Origin of the sequence: Shinella sp. WSD5-1 (genome assembly GCF_963942435.1) — a bacterium.
In the GTDB taxonomy this organism is placed as follows: domain Bacteria; phylum Pseudomonadota; class Alphaproteobacteria; order Rhizobiales; family Rhizobiaceae; genus Shinella; species Shinella yambaruensis.
Genome location: NZ_OZ012596.1, coordinates 1852409 through 1868747, shown reverse-complemented (window position 1 = coordinate 1868747; position 16339 = coordinate 1852409). Strand labels below are relative to the sequence as shown.

16 protein-coding genes and 1 pseudogene are annotated in these 16339 nt (G+C 64.5%); 4 read left to right on the top strand and 13 right to left on the bottom strand.

Annotation, left to right across the window (positions count from 1 at the left end):
- Positions 1-11: 11 nt before the first annotated feature.
- A complete protein-coding gene (locus tag AABQ55_RS09040; protein WP_272804782.1) occupies positions 12-920 on the bottom strand; it encodes a hypothetical protein in 909 nt (302 codons plus the stop codon).
- Between the two features lie 121 nt (positions 921-1041).
- Positions 1042-2277, bottom strand: a complete 1236-nt coding sequence (locus AABQ55_RS09035) for an NADH:flavin oxidoreductase/NADH oxidase family protein (protein WP_272804781.1) — start codon at positions 2275-2277, stop codon at positions 1042-1044.
- Positions 2278-2362: 85 nt separating this feature from the next.
- Here AABQ55_RS09035 and AABQ55_RS09030 point away from each other — a divergent pair, with 85 nt between their 5' ends.
- Positions 2363-2848, top strand: coding sequence for a MerR family transcriptional regulator (locus tag AABQ55_RS09030; RefSeq protein WP_272804780.1), 486 nt, complete (start codon positions 2363-2365; stop codon positions 2846-2848).
- Positions 2849-2853: 5 nt separating this feature from the next.
- On the opposite strand, the gene AABQ55_RS09025 is transcribed toward AABQ55_RS09030, so the two are convergent.
- Entirely contained in the window at positions 2854-3537 is a 684-nt protein-coding gene (locus tag AABQ55_RS09025; protein WP_272807419.1) for a type 1 glutamine amidotransferase domain-containing protein, read from the bottom strand.
- A gap of 349 nt (positions 3538-3886) precedes the next feature.
- On the opposite strand from AABQ55_RS09025, the gene AABQ55_RS09020 reads away from it, so the two are divergent.
- The 3 genes from AABQ55_RS09020 (at position 3887) to AABQ55_RS09010 (ending at position 7541) form a co-directional block, all read left to right on the top strand.
- Complete coding sequence (locus AABQ55_RS09020; protein ID WP_272804779.1) at positions 3887-5722, top strand: methyl-accepting chemotaxis protein; 1836 nt, start codon at positions 3887-3889, stop codon at positions 5720-5722.
- A gap of 206 nt (positions 5723-5928) precedes the next feature.
- Entirely contained in the window at positions 5929-6666 is a 738-nt protein-coding gene (locus AABQ55_RS09015) for an SDR family NAD(P)-dependent oxidoreductase (protein ID WP_272804778.1), read from the top strand.
- A 131-nt stretch (positions 6667-6797) separates the two neighbouring features.
- The gene (locus AABQ55_RS09010) at positions 6798-7541 is read left to right on the top strand and encodes a FadR/GntR family transcriptional regulator (RefSeq protein WP_245082429.1); all 744 of its coding nucleotides are present in this window, start codon (positions 6798-6800) and stop codon (positions 7539-7541) included.
- Positions 7542-7640: 99 nt separating this feature from the next.
- On the opposite strand, the pseudogene AABQ55_RS09005 reads toward AABQ55_RS09010, so the two are convergent.
- The 10 genes and pseudogenes from AABQ55_RS09005 to AABQ55_RS08960 form a co-directional block, all read right to left on the bottom strand.
- A pseudogene (locus AABQ55_RS09005) lies at positions 7641-8273 on the bottom strand (carbonic anhydrase); the annotation flags it as partial.
- Positions 8274-8294: 21 nt separating this feature from the next.
- Positions 8295-9500, bottom strand: coding sequence for a 3-oxoadipyl-CoA thiolase (gene pcaF / locus AABQ55_RS09000; RefSeq protein WP_272804777.1), 1206 nt, complete (start codon positions 9498-9500; stop codon positions 8295-8297).
- 71 nt (positions 9501-9571) lie between these two features.
- Positions 9572-10276, bottom strand: coding sequence for a CoA transferase subunit B (locus AABQ55_RS08995; RefSeq protein WP_272804776.1), 705 nt, complete (start codon positions 10274-10276; stop codon positions 9572-9574).
- The gene (locus tag AABQ55_RS08990) at positions 10273-10980 is read right to left on the bottom strand and encodes a 3-oxoacid CoA-transferase subunit A (RefSeq protein ID WP_272804775.1); all 708 of its coding nucleotides are present in this window, start codon (positions 10978-10980) and stop codon (positions 10273-10275) included. Before AABQ55_RS08990 ends, AABQ55_RS08995 begins: the two co-directional genes overlap by 4 nt.
- A gap of 117 nt (positions 10981-11097) precedes the next feature.
- The gene (locus AABQ55_RS08985) at positions 11098-11859 is read right to left on the bottom strand and encodes an IclR family transcriptional regulator domain-containing protein (protein ID WP_272804774.1); all 762 of its coding nucleotides are present in this window, start codon (positions 11857-11859) and stop codon (positions 11098-11100) included.
- A 102-nt stretch (positions 11860-11961) separates the two neighbouring features.
- On the bottom strand, positions 11962-12984 hold the full coding sequence (locus AABQ55_RS08980) for an NAD(P)H-quinone oxidoreductase (RefSeq protein ID WP_272804773.1): 1023 nt from the start codon (positions 12982-12984) through the stop codon (positions 11962-11964).
- 43 nt (positions 12985-13027) lie between these two features.
- Positions 13028-13681, bottom strand: coding sequence for an ABC transporter ATP-binding protein (locus AABQ55_RS08975; RefSeq protein WP_272804772.1), 654 nt, complete (start codon positions 13679-13681; stop codon positions 13028-13030).
- 4 nt (positions 13682-13685) lie between these two features.
- Entirely contained in the window at positions 13686-14435 is a 750-nt protein-coding gene (locus AABQ55_RS08970; protein WP_272804771.1) for an ABC transporter ATP-binding protein, read from the bottom strand.
- Positions 14432-15397: a branched-chain amino acid ABC transporter permease gene (locus AABQ55_RS08965; protein ID WP_272804770.1), complete on the bottom strand. Its 966-nt coding sequence runs from the start codon at positions 15395-15397 to the stop codon at positions 14432-14434. Before AABQ55_RS08965 ends, AABQ55_RS08970 begins: the two co-directional genes overlap by 4 nt.
- On the bottom strand, positions 15394-16290 hold the full coding sequence (locus tag AABQ55_RS08960) for a branched-chain amino acid ABC transporter permease (RefSeq protein ID WP_272804769.1): 897 nt from the start codon (positions 16288-16290) through the stop codon (positions 15394-15396). Before AABQ55_RS08960 ends, AABQ55_RS08965 begins: the two co-directional genes overlap by 4 nt.
- Positions 16291-16339: the final 49 nt, after the last annotated feature.

The following is a 16339-nucleotide window of genomic DNA, read 5'->3' as shown; positions in this document are numbered from 1 at the left end:
TCTGGTGGTCTTCAAATGGCAGGCAGGGCCTGTAGCGAGCGCGGCAGGTGCAAGACCATCTGCGCATCCTTAACGACGTCGAACCGCAAGATGGTTCCCACCCCCAGGCCATCCAGCAACTGGCTGATAGGACCACCGGCCCGCGACAGTTTCACGTCACGCGGAAACAGTGTCCGGGCGAACTCGATCGGATTGGTCACGAACTGCGTCTGACGCCATTCGCCATCCACCAGCCCGATGGAGGTGTTGGTCGACAGGCGCGACTGTGACGGTATGCGGCGAAGGGCCGGCAGCGGCGCGGTCAATGCCACATCCGACTTGCCGTCCGTTGCCGCAATGCTCGCCGAGACGCCCTTCGAGGAGATATCGAGCTGTATGCCGGTGAGCCATTTCGGCAGTTGGTAGCCATGGACCCCGCGCACGCGGGCGATCTCGGTATCGACCGGAAGCGCCAGCACATGCGCGAAGAAGCTCTGCCGCCGCATCGAGCCAAGCAGTTCCAGCGCATGCGGCCCGCGCGCTCCCGGCCGGCGGATGACGACGGCGACCGAGACCTCGTTATAGGGATCGTTGTCGCAGACCGCATAGGAGAAGAAGGTGAGCGCCACGAGCCCGTATCCCGGCAGCGCACGCAGCGGCTCGAGCTGCCCCGGCAACATTGCGCGGATCTTCTTCACCGGTGCGAGCATCAACGCCTGCACGTTGCTGGTGCGGTAATAGAAGTTCGGCGCCCATGTGGGGCCGATCCGCGAGGGGACCATTACTTTCGGGATACGCCGGAAGAAATCGATATTGCCGGCGGCCGGGTCTTTCGCCACCGCGTCGAGATCGGGATTGGAGCGAAAGCGGTCGTAGTAACCGCCTTTCGGCACCATGACCTTGTGACCGCCAAAATCGACTTCCGTGAATTCATCAGCCATGAACGACGACTTTCCTCAATAATGCGCTCATTCTGCGAGCGGATGGTAACGTTAAAGTCCAGTTTAAGGTCAAGGGCTGCGCACGGCGCTCACTGACGGTGCGATTTCGCCAGCCGGGCGGTCAGGCCACCTTCCGCGCAGCCATCCAGCGCCGATACTGACGGGCACTACGCTTTGCGGATATCTGCGCGGTGAGCAGCGCCCAGACCGGCGACACATTCGGCGCCGTGCGACGGCGACGGCTGAGACGCACCAACTGGTAGCGGACAGCGGCCATATGCGCCGAAGATGCAATCGGCTTGTTCTTCCAGGTGATCGGCTTCAGCATCGGAGCGTCGTTTTTCCCGAGCTTCCAGTTGCGCGGCAGGTTCGGTTCGATGGCGAGCGCGGTGGCGATCCCTGCCATGGCCACGCCGCTTTCGATCACCGTCTCCGCCACCGCGCGACGCTTGATGCCGCCCGTAACCATCAGCGGCATCGTCGCGACCTCGCCGATCTTGCGCGCGAATTCGAGGAAGTAGGCTTCGCGTGCCAAGGTGCGATCATCACGCGCCGCACCCATCATCGCCGGCGCTTCATAGCTGCCGCCCGACAATTCGACGAGATCGACGCCGAGCGGCCAAAGCATGGCGACGACGGCCTGCGCATCTTCGGGCGAGAAACCGCCGCGCTGGAAATCGGCCGAGTTGAGCTTGACCGCCACCGCAAAGCTTGGCGAGACGGCCGCGCGCACGCTGCGAACGATATCCAGCAAAAGGCGGGCCCGGTTTTCGAGGCTTCCGCCCCAGCGATCCTTGCGGTGGTTGGCGAGCGGGGAGAGGAACTGGCTCAAGAGATAGCCATGGGCCGCATGAATCTCGACGCCGGTAAAGCCTGCGCGTTCCGCGAGGACCGCGGTGTTGACGAAGCGGCGCTCGACCGCGGCGATGTCGGCGGGCGTCATCTCGCGCGGCACGGGGAAGACCTTGGACTGCGCGCCAAGATCGAGTGCGACCGCGGACGGAGCCAGTGTCGGCTGGCCGAGCCCGGCGGGCATCTGGCGGCCGGGATGATTGATCTGCATCCAAACCTGACCGCCGCCCGAGCGCGTGACGTCCGCCCATATCTTGAAGCGGTCGAGGTAACGGTCGTCTTCCAGGACGACACCGGCCGCGCCGGTCATGGCGCGCGCGTCGATCATCACATTGCCGGTGATGATGAGCCCGGATCCACCCTCGGCCCAGGCGCGATAGAGGCTGATGAGCTCGGCGGATGGTGCGTGGTCGCCGTCCGCCATATTCTCTTCCATCGCGGCCTTGGCGATGCGGTTCGGGATAGTAGCGCCATTGGGCAGCGTCAGCGGGGAAAACAGGGACATGAGAAGGTCTCCAAATTAGATTTGGACAGACCTTAACGTTTAAGCTAACTTTATGGTCAAGGGGCTTTCTGAAGGATTTTTGCAGATGAACATCGGTGAACTGGCAAAGCGCACGGGGCTGACGAATTCGCGTATCCGCTTCTATGAAAGCGCGGGCCTCCTGAAGACGGTCGACCGTCGCCCGAACGGTTATCGCACCTATCCACCGGAGGCGGTGCTCGTGCTCGAACTGATCACCACCGCGCAGGCCGCCGGCTTCAGCCTGGATGAGATCCGCACGCTCCTGCCGCCCGACCTGGATCGGTGGGACCACGGCAGCCTGGCCCAGGCGCTCCGCCGCAAGGTGGCGGATATCGAGGCGCTGGAAATGCGGCTGGCCCGGAGCAAGGCGCAGCTCGTCGCGCTCCTTGAGGATATCGAGGCAAAGCCCGGCGACATGGACTGCGCCGCCAATGCGCGACGGGTTCTGTCCCGCATGCTTGGCAAGGATGTGGAAGGGCCGACCCTTGAGGCCGACGACACGAAGCTTCTCGGCAAGGCGGGCCGCCGCCGTTCTGTGAAAGCCGTTTAGGCCTTTCACAGAAGCGCGGCCACTTTCTCCGCCGTCGCCTTGGCCGAGAAGGGATTCTGCCCCGTCACCAACCGGCCGTCCACCACGACATGGGAGACGAAGGGCAGGAAGGCCTTCTCGTACAAGGCGCCGCGCGTCTTCATCTCCGCCTCCGCATTATAGGGCATCTCCCGCGCAACCCCGGCCAGGATCTCTTCCGTCCAGGAAAAGCCCGTGATCCTACGCTTCGCGACCAGAAGGCTGCCGACGGACAGGCGCGTGTTCAGCAGGCCGCAATAGCCATGGCAGACCGAGGAGACGACCCCGCCCTGCTCCCAGATGGCGCGCGTGATCCTCTGTAATCCCTCGTCATCCGGGAAATCCCACATGACCGCGTGTCCGCCGGTGAAATAGACCGCGTCGTATCCGGCCGGATCGATCTCCTCAGGCCGCGCCGTGGAGGCCAGAAGCCCCATCCGTTCGGGATCGTCCAGCCAAGCCTTGGCGGAGGCATCGAGGAGCGGCCATTTGAGGGCGCGCGGCTCCAGCGGCGACATGCCGCCTTTCGGGCTGACGATATGCTGCTCATAGCCGCGCGCCGCGAACACGTCCCACGCATGGGTCAGTTCCGACAGCCAGAGGCCGGTCGGATGCGACGGATCGGTGTAGTGGGCAACGTTGCTGACCACATGGAGAACGCGCTTGCTCATCGTCACGAACCCTTCCCGCCTGTAGCGGCCGCAGAAAAGACCGAACCATAACCTTCAACCAAGGCTAAGGGTCAAGCTCCGCTCTCTCTCTGGATCATCGCGCCGTCGAATGTGAAAAACCACGACGAAAAAGGGCAACTCCGTGCGAATATCGAACTTCGTTCATACCGTTCGTCTTTGTACTTTTCGCGCACGCCGGAATTAAAATTTTATTCAGCCATCAAGCATCAGTGTAAGCACATAGCGTAATGCTCGCGCTCATCTTGCGCAGGATGCGTGCTCTCGAAATCAATATTTCCTCTGACCGGCTCCCGTCGGGAGACTTCGGCTGCCTGAAAGTGTGTCGACTATGAAGAATCTGAGAATATCCCGCCAGCTGCTGTGTATGGTCACCGTTCTCATGGTGGCCTTCGCCGCGGTGACCTGCTATCAGGTCCGAACCTCCATCAGCGCGATCTACAAGGAGCGTTACGACATGCTCCGCACGCAGGTGGAATCGGGGCTCTCCATCCTGCAGCTTTACCACGACCGCGAGAAAACGGGTGAACTCAGCCGTGAAGAGGCCCAGCGCCAGGCTTATGCAATCGCCGCCGCCGTGAAGTTCGAGCCGGCGGGCTATCTTTGGGCATTCGACTCCGGCATCACGGTCCGGTTCCACTACAATGCCCCGCTTGTCGGCATGAACTTCAAAGGCCAGCCGGACAAGAAAGGCAACCTGTTCCGCGAGGACATGCTCGCAAAAGCGCAAGCCGGCGGGGGCATTACCCTTTACTACTGGGAGAAGCCGGGTGAGCCGGCCGGTGAATTTTTCGAGAAGGCCACCTATTCCCGCATCTTCGAGCCCTGGCAGATCGTCGTTGCGACGGGCGTCTATACCGACGATCTGGAGGCGGAGATCAACAAGACGATCCTGGAAGTCACCGCCGCCTGGCTCGTCGCCTTCCTCCTTGCGCTTGCGGCCGCATTCGTCGTGATGCGCAACATCACCAAGCCGCTCGCCGCCGTTCATGCCGCCCTGCAGGCCGTCGCCGATGAAGACGTCGAAACGGCGATCCCGCACACAGGCATGTCGAACGAAGTCGGCACCATGGCGAAGGCCACGCAGGCCCTGCAGGAAAAGATCCGCGAGCGCCATGCCATGGCCGAACGCGAGGAACGCCAGCGGCAGGAACTCGAGCGCGAGCGCCAGCAGAATTACGAAATGCAGGAAAGAGATGCGGCAAGCCAGGCACGCGTGGTCGCGGCGATCGGCAAAGCCCTGGAGAGGCTCGCGACAAGCGACCTTACGGTCCGATGCGGGGACCTCGGCCCGTCCTATGAAACCCTTCGCGCCAATTTCAATCAAGCACTCGACCATCTCGAAGCCGCCATGGCGAAAGTCAACGCGAAGGGGATCGACATCGGCGGGGCCAAGGAGGAAATCCGCCGGGCCTCCAACGAACTGTCCCAGCGCACCGAACGCCAGGCCGCAAACCTCGAGGAGACGTCAGCCGCCCTCGATGAATTGACCGTTACCGTGCGGCAGACGGCCGAGGGAGCAAGCGATGCCTCCCAGCGCGTGAAATCGGTCAGCGCCGAGGCCAGCCGGTCCGACCTGATCGTGGCGGAAGCGATCGAGGCAATGAACGACATCGAGACCTCGTCCGAAGAAATCTCCAAGATCATCGGCGTCATCGACGAGATCGCGTTCCAGACAAACCTGCTCGCCCTCAATGCGGGCGTCGAAGCCGCCCGCGCCGGCGACTCCGGCAAGGGATTTGCAGTCGTCGCGCAGGAGGTGCGGGAACTCGCGCAGCGATCCGCAGCCGCCGCCAAGGAGATAAAGGACCAGATTTCCCGCTCCTCCGGCCAGGTGCAGAACGGCGTGCGCCTCGTCCGGGAAACGGGCGAGGCCCTGAAGCGCATTTCCGGACAGGTTGCCGCTGCCAGCGACATCGTCGGAAAGATCGCCTATTCCGCTTCGGAGCAGGACGTGACACTTCGCTCGATCTCCACGTCGCTGAACCAACTCGACGCAGCCACGCAACGCAATGCCGCCATGGCGGAGGAAACTACGGCCTCGGCAGAGGCCCTCGCCGCTGACACTGACGAACTTCTCGGCCTCATCCAGTCGTTCCGCGTCAGCCGTTTCGATGCCGGCACGGGCCTCCATGAGCTGTCGCAGCGCATGCGCAAGGCGAGTTGACGGCGAGCCGGGCGGCGTCTTGCCCATCGGCAGGGCGCCGCCCCGACAGCATGGTCATGGATTTCTCGGGGCGGAATCGCATTAAGCGGGCCGCCTCATGTGGATTCCACGCCACGGCATGGCACCACGCCCTTGACTTCCCGCCCGTCATAGAGCGACTGTCGGACAATAGGTCAATGTGATACATTTTGTGATGAAAAGGGACAATGAGTGGACGCTGCTTTGTCGTGACCGGCGCCTCAAGCGGGCTCGGTGAATATTTCTCCCGCACCCTGGCGGCCGAGGGCCACCGGGTCGTGATGCTGGCGCGCAGGAGCGAGGTCCTCGCGCGCATCGCGCAAGAGATCACCGCGGCCGGCGGGACTGCGGAAAGCATAGCCGTGGATGTTGCAGATGCCGGCTCCGTCCAGACGGCTTTCGAGCGGATCGACGGCAAGATCGACGTGCTGGTGAACAATGCCGGCGTCAGCGTCGAGACATTCGCCCTGGACACGAGCCCCGAGGACCTTGACCGCGTTATCGATACGAATTTGAAGGGCGTCTTTCTCGTCGCGCAGGCGGCTGCCCGTAGGATGCGGCAGACCGGGGGCGGAGCGATCGTCAACGTAGCCTCGATCCTCGGCCTGCGGGTCGCAAGCGGGGTCGCCGCCTATGCGGCATCGAAAGCAGCCGTCGTGCAACTCACAAAATCCCTCGCCCTTGAATGGGCTCGCCACGGCATCAGGGTCAACACCCTTTGCCCCGGCTATATCGAGACGCCGTTGAACCGGGAGTTCTTCGCGACGGAAGCGGGGCAGAGATTGATCAGGCGGATACCGCAGGGACGGCTGGGCCGGATGGCCGATCTCGACGAACCGCTGCGGCTGCTGTGTTCCGACCGCGCGACATATATCACCGGCACCGCTCTTGCGGTTGACGGAGGCCATCTCGTTTCAGGACTTTGACGCCCTCGTCGGCAGTGAAACCGGCTGACATTCACGGTTGCTGCGATTAAGCTGCAATTTCAACCAAAAGACCACAGTATTCGAGAAACGGAGCATAGCCGCGGATGGCAAATTCACCGCCAGAGCCCACCTTGATCCAGATCGACCGCGATCCGACCTACAAGAGGGTCGCCAAGGCGATCGAGCAGGCGATCATGAGTGGCCGGCTCAAGTCGGGCGACAAGCTTCCCACGGAGACGGAACTGGCCGCGCAGCTCGGCGTCAACCGCTCGACGGTCCGCGAAGGGATCAGGGCGCTGGAAAACTCCGATCTGGTAACGCGGGTCGGCGGCAAGCGGCTGGTCGTGCAGGTTCCGCAGGCCAGCGAGATCGCGCGCGTCAACACGCGCGCGCTCGGGCTCATGCATGTCAGCTTCCTCGACCTGTGGGAAATGCAGCTTCAGATCGAGCCGTTCGCCGCCCATGCGGCCGCGCAAAGGATAGAGCCGGAGGTAAGGGAGGCGCTGCGCGAAAACGTCGCCCGCCTGAACGAGCATATCGAGGATGACGACAAGGTCATCGAGTACGATATCGAGTTTCACCGGCTCGTCGCGCAGGCCGCCTCCAATGCCGTGCTCGGCCTGGTGAGCGAACCGATCCGGATGTTGCTCTTCTCCGCCACGGTCGGCCTTTATGACGCGGTCCCCCAGGCGCGCCACCGTCTGCTTGCCGCGCATCGGTCGATCCTCGCAGAGATCGAAAGAGGAGACAGCCGGGCGGCGCAACATTGGATGGCGCGCCACATAGAAGACTTCAAACGCGGGTATGAAGTCGCCGGTTTCGACCTGCATGCGCCGATCCCAATAGACCCGCGCCGGCAGGAGCAACTTGGATAACGCGGCAGGGGTGCAGCAAGCGAATGCTTACGCCGATGCCCTGACGCGTCCGGATGCTCTGTTGAGGGGCGACTCTTCCGTCGTGCCGATGCCGTCGGCATCCGGACGACGGAAATCACCGGTCCTGCCGTCCATCACCCAGAGTTCACCGGTCGAGATGTCGAACCAGGCTCCATGGACGCGCACCTTGCCCTGTTCTTCCAGGGCGCAGACATAGGGAAAGGTGCGAAGGTTGTTAATCGAGTTTCGGATCGACACGCGCTCCAGAGCCGTCTGCCGCTCTCCCTGGGTCATCAGGTGCGTGCCCTTTATCTGCGCGGCCGCCGGTTGCAGGAGGGCCATCCATCGGCCGATGAAATCGCCGGGCGACAGGGGCTCGGCGGCGGGGTCGAGTGCCGCCTTGATGCCGCCGCACCGCCCATGACCCATGACGACGATGTTTTCGATCTTCAGGACCTGGATCGCATATTCGAGCGCCGCCGAGGTGGCATGGAAATGGCCGTCCGGCTCATAGGGCGGCACCATGTTGGCGACATTTCGGACGACGAAGAGCTCACCAGGGCCACAATCGAAAATTGTCTCCGGCGCGGAACGGGAATCGCAGCAGGCAATGACGAGCGTGTGCGGCGCCTGCCCGTCCTCCGCCAGCGTACGGTAGCGGCAGCGTTCATGGATAAACCGCCGCTCCATGAAATTGCGGTAGCCTCTCAAAAGGATATCCGGAAAGCCCATCCTGTCGCCCCTCTTCCGCCGTCAGACCCGTTCGAGCGCGACGGCGATGCCCTGCCCGACGCCGATGCACATGGTGGAGAGCGATCGTTTCTTTCCGGTGAGGCTGAGTTCCAGCGCTGCGGTGCCGGTGATGCGGGCGCCGGACATGCCGAGCGGGTGGCCCAGCGCGATGGCGCCGCCGTTCGGATTGACGTGGCCGGCGTCGTCGGCAATGCCGAGAGCGCGGAGCGTCGCCAGGCCCTGGGAGGCGAAGGCCTCGTTGAGTTCGATCACGTCGAAGTCGGCGGGTGTGAGGCCGAGGCGGGCGCAGAGGCGCTGCGTGGCCGCGACCGGGCCGATGCCCATGATGCGCGGCGGTACACCTGCCATCGCGCCGCCGAGGATGCGGGCGATGGGGGTGAGGCCGTACTTCTTGACCGCCGCTTCCGAGGCGATGACCAGCGCCGCCGCGCCGTCGTTGACACCCGACGCATTGCCCGCCGTCACCGTGCCGCCTTCCTTCCTGAAGGGTGTTCCGAGCCTGGCGAGCGCCTCGATGGTCGTCGCGCGCGGATGCTCGTCCTTCTCGACCACGACCGGATCGCCCTTCCGCTGCGGGATGGTGACGGGGGTGATCTCCCTTGCCAGCCGCCCGTTCGCCTGCGCGGCGGCAGCTTTCGCCTGCGAGCGAACGGCGAAGGCGTCCTGGTCCTCACGCGAGATGGAAAAATCCTCGGCGACGTTCTCGCCGGTCTCCGGCATGGAATCGACGCCGTACTGCTTCTTCATCACGGGATTGACGAAGCGCCAGCCGATGGTGGTGTCGTGGATCTCGGCATTGCGCGAGAAGGCCGTCTCCGCCTTGGGCATGACGAAGGGCGCGCGGCTCATGCTCTCCACGCCGCCGGCGATGAAAAGCTCCGCCTCGCCGGCCTTGATGGCGCGGGCGGCGGCGATGACCGCGTCCATGCCGGAGCCGCAGAGGCGGTTGATCGTCGTGCCGGAGACGGAGACGGGCAGGCCCGCCAAGAGCGCGGACATGCGGGCGACATTGCGGTTGTCCTCGCCCGCCTGGTTGGCGCAGCCGAAGATGACGTCGTCGACGGCCTCCCAGTCGATGCCGGCATTGCGCGCCATCAGCGCCTTCAGCGGGATGGCGCCGAGATCATCGGCACGCACGGAGGAAAGCGCACCGCCGAAGCGGCCGATGGGCGTGCGGATGTAGTCGCAGATATAGGCCTCAGCCATGGTGTTCCCCTCAAGCAGTTCCAGCAGACGTGCGTAGCGGCTTTGCGGCCGGAAGTGCGTACAACACTGTTCTAGAGTTGCGGCACGACGAGATCGGCGACATCGCCGTCGACATGCAGTTTCGTGCCGGTCATCGCCTGCAGCTCCTCGACCGTCATGCCCGGCAGCTTCTCGCGCAGCACGAAGCGGCCGCCCGAAACGTCGATGACGGCATGGCTGGTATAGATGCGGGTGATGCAGCCGACGCCGGTGAGCGGGAAGGTGCAGCGCTCGACGAGCTTCGGCTCGCCGTTCCTGGTGACGTGCTCGGTGATGACGACGACCTGTTTTGCGCCATGCACGAGGTCCATCGCCCCGCCGACGGCCGGAACGCCCTTGGAGCCGACGCGCCAGTTGGCGAGGTCGCCGTTCTCGGCCACCTGGTAGGCGCCGAGGATGGCGACGTCGAGATGGCCGCCGCGCACCATGGCAAAGCTGTCGGCATGGTGGAAGAAGGCCGAACCCGGCTTCAGCGTCACGGCCTTCTTGCCGGCATTGATCAGGTCCCAGTCCTCCTCGCCTTCCGGCGGGGCCTCGCCGAAGTCGAGGATGCCGTTCTCCGTGTGGAAGATCGCCGACCGACCCTCGGGCTGGTAGCGGGCGACCATTTCCGGGAAACCGATGCCGAGGTTGACATAGGCGCCGTCGAAAATGTCCTGTGCGGCGCGCCAGGCGATCTGGGCGTTGGAGAGTTTTATGTCCTCGCGGGTGTTCATGGGGTGCGTATCGACGGTCATGCGTAGGCCACTCCTGCGCGGATGAGGTCTTCTTCCTGCTTGGGATCGGCAACCTCGACGAGGCCGTCGACAAAGATGCCGGGGGTGACGACATGCTCGGGGTCGATGCCGCCGGGCGGCACCAGCTTCGAGACCTGCACGATGGTCTTCGCCGCGGCCATGCACATCAGCGGGCTGAAATTGCGGGCAGCCTTGTTGTAGGTGAGGTTGCCGTGCGTATCGCCGACATGCGCCTTGATCAGCGCGACATCCGCCTTCAGCCAGCGCTCCTGCACGTACATGCGGCCGTCGAATTCGGCGACCGGCTTGCCCTTAGCGAGCTCCGTGCCGTAGCTCGTCGGCGTGTAGAAGGCGGGGATGCCGGCGCCGCCGGCGCGGATGCGCTCGGCGAGCGTGCCCTGCGGCACCAGCTCCAACTCGATCTCGCCTGCGAGATAGCGGTCGGTGAAGGCGCGCGGATCTGTGGAGCGCGGGAAGGAGCAGATCATCTTGCGCACCATGCCCGCGTCGATCATCGCGGCGATGCCGATGCGGCCGTTGCCGGCATTGTTGTTGATGATGGTGAGGTCCTTCGGTCCCTTGTCGATGAGGGCGTGGATCAGTTCGATCGGCGCACCCGAACCGCCGAAACCGCCGATCATCACGACAGCGCCGTCGCCAATCTCCGCGACGGCGGTCTCAAGGCTTGCAAGTGTCTTGTCCATGGTGTTTTCAATGCGGCGGATAGAACCGCCCCTCCGTTAGAATATCGATGCGGCAAGCGAAGCGGCGATGTTCGCCGTCCGGCTCCGCATGTGCCCGGCGGCGTTGTTTCCTTGGCGTTACAATGACAGGGTCGCGAATTCCTTCTGAACGCGAAGCAGCGATGGCAGGAACTCCTGGACCGCATCCTCCATCCGCACGATCGCTGCGGGCAGCCCTGTGTTCAAGGCCGCGACCGTTCTGCCGCGCGTGTTCTTCAATGGAACGGCGATCGACCTGAGGCCGATCTCGACCTCCTGGTCTATCTGGGCATAGCCAAGCTGGCGCACACGGGCCAACTCCTCCATGATCCCCTTGAGGCTCGTCTGCGTAAACTCGGTGCGCCGGGTGAGCGTCGAGGCTTCCAGGATGCCCTGCGCCTCCGCTTCAGGCAGCGCGGCCAGCAGAACGCGCCCCATGGAGGTGCAATAGGCAGGCAGGCGGGAGCCCGGCATCAGCGCGATTGACATGACGCGGGTCTGCGCCGCCCGGGCGATATAGACGATTTCCGTATGATCCAGGATCGAGACGGACGTGCTCTGCTTTATCTCCTCGGAAACCTCGTCCAGCATCGGCTGCACGATCTTGTGGAGAGGCATGGATGCGAGGCAGCCCGTCCCCAGGCGCAGGACGCGGGGCGTGATGGTGAAGAACTTCCCGTCATAGGCGCAGTAGCCGAGCTCCGCCAAAGTGAGCAGGCAGCGGCGTGTCGTGGCGCGGTCGAGGCCGATGCGCCCGGCAGCCTGCGTGATGCTGAGCTTCGGGGCTTCCGCCGTGAAGGCCTCGATCACCCGCAGGCCTTTCGCGAGCCCCCCCATCAAATCGCGCTTGTTTGCGGTCAATATCCTGCCTCCCGTATCGGGCGCCTTGCCGGGCCTTCGCAAAGGCCCGGGCATGGTGAGGTTTCGACGAAAAGATGATTGCCGGATACAGCGGCGGGACGATCACCCGCCGCCGGCGGTGGCGTCGGCCTCCGCGGTCATCGCCAGAACGATCTTGCCGACATGGCTGCCCCCATCCATCCGGGCATGGGCGTCGGCGACCTTTTCGAAGGGGAAGATGCTGTCGATCACCGGCAAGGCCCGCCGCGCCGCCAGGAGCGGCATGACATGCTCTTCCAGGGCGCGGGCAAGGCGGGCCTTCATGGCGACGGGGCGGGCGCGCAAGGTCGAACCGGTCATCGTCACCCGCTTGAACAGAAGCGGAGCGAGGTCGATATCGGCGCGGCTGCCGTACTGGAAGGCGATCTGGGAAATCCGCCCGTCGAGGGCGATCAGGTCGAGATTCTTCTGGAAATAGGGTGCGCCCACCATGTCGAGGATCACATCGGGCCCGCGTCCCCCGGTCAGCCGCCGCCCCTCCTCCACGAAATCCGCAGTCCGGTAGTTGATCGCATGATCGGCGCCCATCTCCAGGCAGGCCGCGCATTTCTCGTCCGAGCCGGCCGTGGCGATCACGCGCCGCCCCCCGAGCGCTTTCGCCACCTGTATCGCCGTCGAGCCGATGCCGGAGGTACCGCCATGCACGAGAAGCGTCTCGCCATCGGCAAGGCCGGCGCGCTCGAAGACATTGCTCCAGACCGTGAAATAGGTCTCGGGCACGGCGCCCGCCTCGATGAAGCTCATCCCCGCCGGAATGGCGATGGCGACATCCTCGTGTACCACGGCACGTTCGGCATAGGCGCCGGAGGCGACCAGCGCCAGCACCCGGTCGCCCGGAGCAAAGCGCGTCACGTCCGCTCCGACCGCCTCGACGGTCCCCGCCAGTTCCAGTCCGAGCACGTCGCTCGCGCCGGGCGGAGGCGCATAGTTGCCCTGCCGCTGCATCACGTCGGGCCGGTTTATCCCCGCCGCGTGAACCCGCACCACCATGTCGTTCGGACCGGGCGCCGGCAAGGCGCGCTCGACGATGCGCAGGACTTCGGGACCTCCGGCCCCATCGGCGATGACGGATCGTGTCGTTTGCATGAGATGATATCCTTTCTATCGGAAGAGGGTCTTGCGCCGGGCGTCACGCCGCGCCCGCCGCGACGTTCGCGCCGCGTTCGATGCGCCAGACCTGGTCGAGCAGGCTTTCGGAATGGGTGGTCTCGGACATGCTCATGATGGTCGAGAGGCTCTCGCTCCTCAGCGAGGAAATCACCTCGGAGAGGCGCTGGGCGAGCGCCGGGGCGACGCCCTCGAAGGGCTCGTCGAGCAGGAGAAGCCGGGTGCCGGCGGTGAGCGCGCGGCCGAGTGCCACCAGTTTCTGCTGGCCGCCCGACAGGAGAAGCGCCTTGCGGTCGGCCATCGGTATCAGCTCCGGCATGATGTCGTAGACGAACTTGAGCCGCGCCTTGCCGTCGATGCCGCGCATCACCCATGTCGGCAGGAGGATGTTCTCCTCGACAGTCAGGTCCGGGATCAACCCCCGGGTTTCCGGCATGTATCCGAGGCCCAGCGCGGGACGGCGGTGAACGTCGACCTTCTCCAGGTTCTGGTCATTGAGGGTGACGGAGCCGCCACCAAGCCTGGCAAGGCCCATGATGGCGCGCATCACGGTGGTCTTGCCAGCCCCGTTGCGACCGACCAGACCGATCATCGATCCGGCGGGCACATCCATCGAGAAGTTGCGGACCGCCTCGACCTGGCCAATCTTCACATTGATGTCACGAATGGTCAGCATCGCCTTACCTCGCCGTTCCGGTGACGTATTTCTGCACGGCGGGGTCGTTCAGCACCTCGTCCGGCGCATCGTCCGCGATGATCTCGCCGGAATAGAAGGCGAGCACCCGGTCGGCGTAGCGCGTCACGATCTCCATGTCGTGCTCGACGAAGATCACCGCGGAGCGTTCCCCCTCGAGCGCGGCCATGACCTTGTCCATCAGCGGGAACTTCTCCTCCGTGCTGACGCCCGATGTCGGCTCGTCGAGCAGGAACACGCGCGGGCGGCTGGCAAGCGACATGGCGATATCGATCAGCTTGCGCACCCCGCCCGGCAGTTCGTTCACGGGACGGCCGGCGTAGCGCTCCAGCCCGAAGCGCTCCAGCATCTCGACGGCCCTGTCGAGCGAACCTTTCGTGCGCGCCGGACGAAAGACCGACCCGCCGTCGCCCGCGATCTCCAGCGCCACGAGGATGTTGTCGACCGGCGTCATGGCCTCGCAGAGCTGCGGGATCTGGAAGGAGCGGCCGAGACCTGCCCGCGTGATGAGCCGCGGCGGCAGGCGGGTGATGTCCCTACCGTCCAGCTTCACCTGGCCGGCATCGGGCTTGAGATAGCCCGTCACCATGTTGACGAAGGTGGTCTTGCCCGCGCCGTTGGAGCCGATCAGCGACAACCGGGCGGAGGGCATGACCTCCACGTTCAGGTTGTTGGCGGCGACCAGCGCGCCGAAGGATTTCATGAGGCCCTTTACCTCGAGAACTGCACCGCTCACGTCGCTGGCTCCTTGATGCTGCGGATTGCATGGTTTTTCGCCGGCTTCGCCCACATCGACCCCACGCCGCGCGGCAGGAAGACGATCACGAGCAGGAGGAAGATGCCGAGCAGCATCTGCCAGCTTTCGGGGAAGTACTGGCCGGAGAAGGACCGGACGAGCTCGGTGATCAGCGCCGTGCCGAAGACGGCCGTCACCGAAGCATAGCCGCCGAGAATGGCGATGAAGACCATCTCGCCCGACGTCGTCCAATAGCTGAAGAAGGGATCGACATGGCCGAGCGCGACGCCGTTCAGCGTGCCGCCGAGCCCGGCCAGGCCTCCGGCGAGGATGAAGCTGCGCATGCTGACGGAGAACACCGAGGCACCCAGATATTCGATGCGCAACTCGTTCTCGCGCGCGGCGCTGGCGATGAGGCCGAGGCCGCTGTCGAAATGAACCCGACAGACCGCGGCGGCGAGCGCGGCGGTGACGACGGCGATGGCATAGAGGCCGAAGCCGGTCTCCGCCAGGTGGTAGCCGAGAAGGGTCGGCTTGGGGACGTTGAAGCCGTCCGATCCGCCGATGGCGGCGATCTTGGTGAGGACGCCGTAGGCCACCATCGAAAGCGCCATGGTCAGCATGGCGAAGAAGATGCCGCGATAGCGGGCGACCAGCGGCGAGACCAGGGCGGCGATCAGGCCGCCGGCGATGCAGCCGACGGAAAGCAGCACGATCATATCCGTGACGCCTGCCCAGTTCGCCATGAGGCCCGAGACATAGGCGCCGCCGCAATAGTAGAGCCCCTGGCCGAAGCTGAGCAGCCCGCCCCTGAGCAACCCGACGAGACCGAGTGCGACGAGGCCGAAGCCGACCGCCTTGGTCATGGTGAAGAGGAACCAGGCCGGCACGACGAGACCGATGGCGATGAAGACCAGCGCGCCGAGCGCGGCGAGGCCGAATGTGCAAAGGATCGGGTTCATATCTTGCGCGCCTTGATGGGAGTGAAAAGGCCTTCCGGCCGGAAGATCAGCACGGCCACCATCACGAGGTAGATGATGAAGATCTCGGCTTCCGGAAGCTCGTAGACCGCAAAGGCGCGGGCGATGCCGACGATCAGCGCGCCGATCGCCGCGCCGGGGATCGAGCCGAGGCCGCCGATGATGACGACGGCGAAGCTGACGACGATGACCGAAACGCTGTTGCCCGGCTGCACCGAGATCAACGGGCTCGTGAAGGCACCGCCGAGCGCGGCGAGGAAGACGCCGACGCCGAAAGCGAGGAGATAGATGCGCGCGATGTTGACGCCCATCGCCTGGCTCACTTCCGGCTCCTTGATGACGGCGAGCGTGATCTTGCCGATCCGCGTGCGGTTGAGGCCGAACCAGACGCCGAGACCGCACACGACGGCAAGGCCGATCAGCGCGAGGTCGTAGCCGACATAGAACAGCGACCCCATCTCCACATTGCCGAGCAGGTTGCGCGGCTCGAAGACATAGTAGGGGTTCACGCCGAAGATCATCTTCGTCACGTCCTCCAGGATGAGGAACACGGCGTAGGTGATGAGAAGGATCAGCACTTCGTCGCGGCCGTAGAAGTAGCGCAGCAGCCCGCGCTCGATCAGCGGTGCGATCAGGATGGCCACGGCCGCCGCGGCGATGAACATGGCAAGCAGGCTGAACCACTCGGGCATGCCGAGGCCGGCGAAGAAGGGCACGGCGATTGCGGCCCCGTAGGCACCGAGCGCGTAGAGCCCGCCATGGGCAAAGTTGAGGATCTTCAGGACGCCGAAGACGAGCGTCAGCCCGAGCGCGACGATGAAAAGCCAGGAGGCATAGATAAGCCCATCCAGGAGAATGGTGAAAATGAGGTTCATGTCAGAAAACCGATCGTCGGTGTTGCGGGAGGCCGGGGCTGCGCGCCCC

Bases quoted from the DNA above. Each gene is read 5' to 3' on its own strand.
- AABQ55_RS08975 (WP_272804772.1), bottom strand. From the start codon at position 13,681: ATGCTGACCATTCGTGACATCAATGTGAAGATTGGCCAGGTCGAGGCG.
- AABQ55_RS08965 (WP_272804770.1), bottom strand. From the start codon at position 15,397: ATGAACCCGATCCTTTGCACATTCGGCCTCGCCGCGCTCGGCGCGCTG.
- AABQ55_RS09030 (WP_272804780.1), top strand. From the start codon at position 2,363: ATGAACATCGGTGAACTGGCAAAGCGCACGGGGCTGACGAATTCGCGT.
- AABQ55_RS09015 (WP_272804778.1), top strand. From the start codon at position 5,929: ATGAGTGGACGCTGCTTTGTCGTGACCGGCGCCTCAAGCGGGCTCGGT.
- AABQ55_RS08980 (WP_272804773.1), bottom strand. From the start codon at position 12,984: ATGCAAACGACACGATCCGTCATCGCCGATGGGGCCGGAGGTCCCGAA.
- AABQ55_RS09025 (WP_272807419.1), bottom strand. From the start codon at position 3,537: ATGAGCAAGCGCGTTCTCCATGTGGTCAGCAACGTTGCCCACTACACC.
- pcaF (WP_272804777.1), bottom strand. From the start codon at position 9,500: ATGGCTGAGGCCTATATCTGCGACTACATCCGCACGCCCATCGGCCGC.
- AABQ55_RS09035 (WP_272804781.1), bottom strand. From the start codon at position 2,277: ATGTCCCTGTTTTCCCCGCTGACGCTGCCCAATGGCGCTACTATCCCG.
- AABQ55_RS08995 (WP_272804776.1), bottom strand. From the start codon at position 10,276: ATGACCGTCGATACGCACCCCATGAACACCCGCGAGGACATAAAACTC.
- AABQ55_RS08990 (WP_272804775.1), bottom strand. From the start codon at position 10,980: ATGGACAAGACACTTGCAAGCCTTGAGACCGCCGTCGCGGAGATTGGC.
- AABQ55_RS09020 (WP_272804779.1), top strand. From the start codon at position 3,887: ATGAAGAATCTGAGAATATCCCGCCAGCTGCTGTGTATGGTCACCGTT.
- AABQ55_RS09040 (WP_272804782.1), bottom strand. From the start codon at position 920: ATGGCTGATGAATTCACGGAAGTCGATTTTGGCGGTCACAAGGTCATG.
- AABQ55_RS08960 (WP_272804769.1), bottom strand. From the start codon at position 16,290: ATGAACCTCATTTTCACCATTCTCCTGGATGGGCTTATCTATGCCTCC.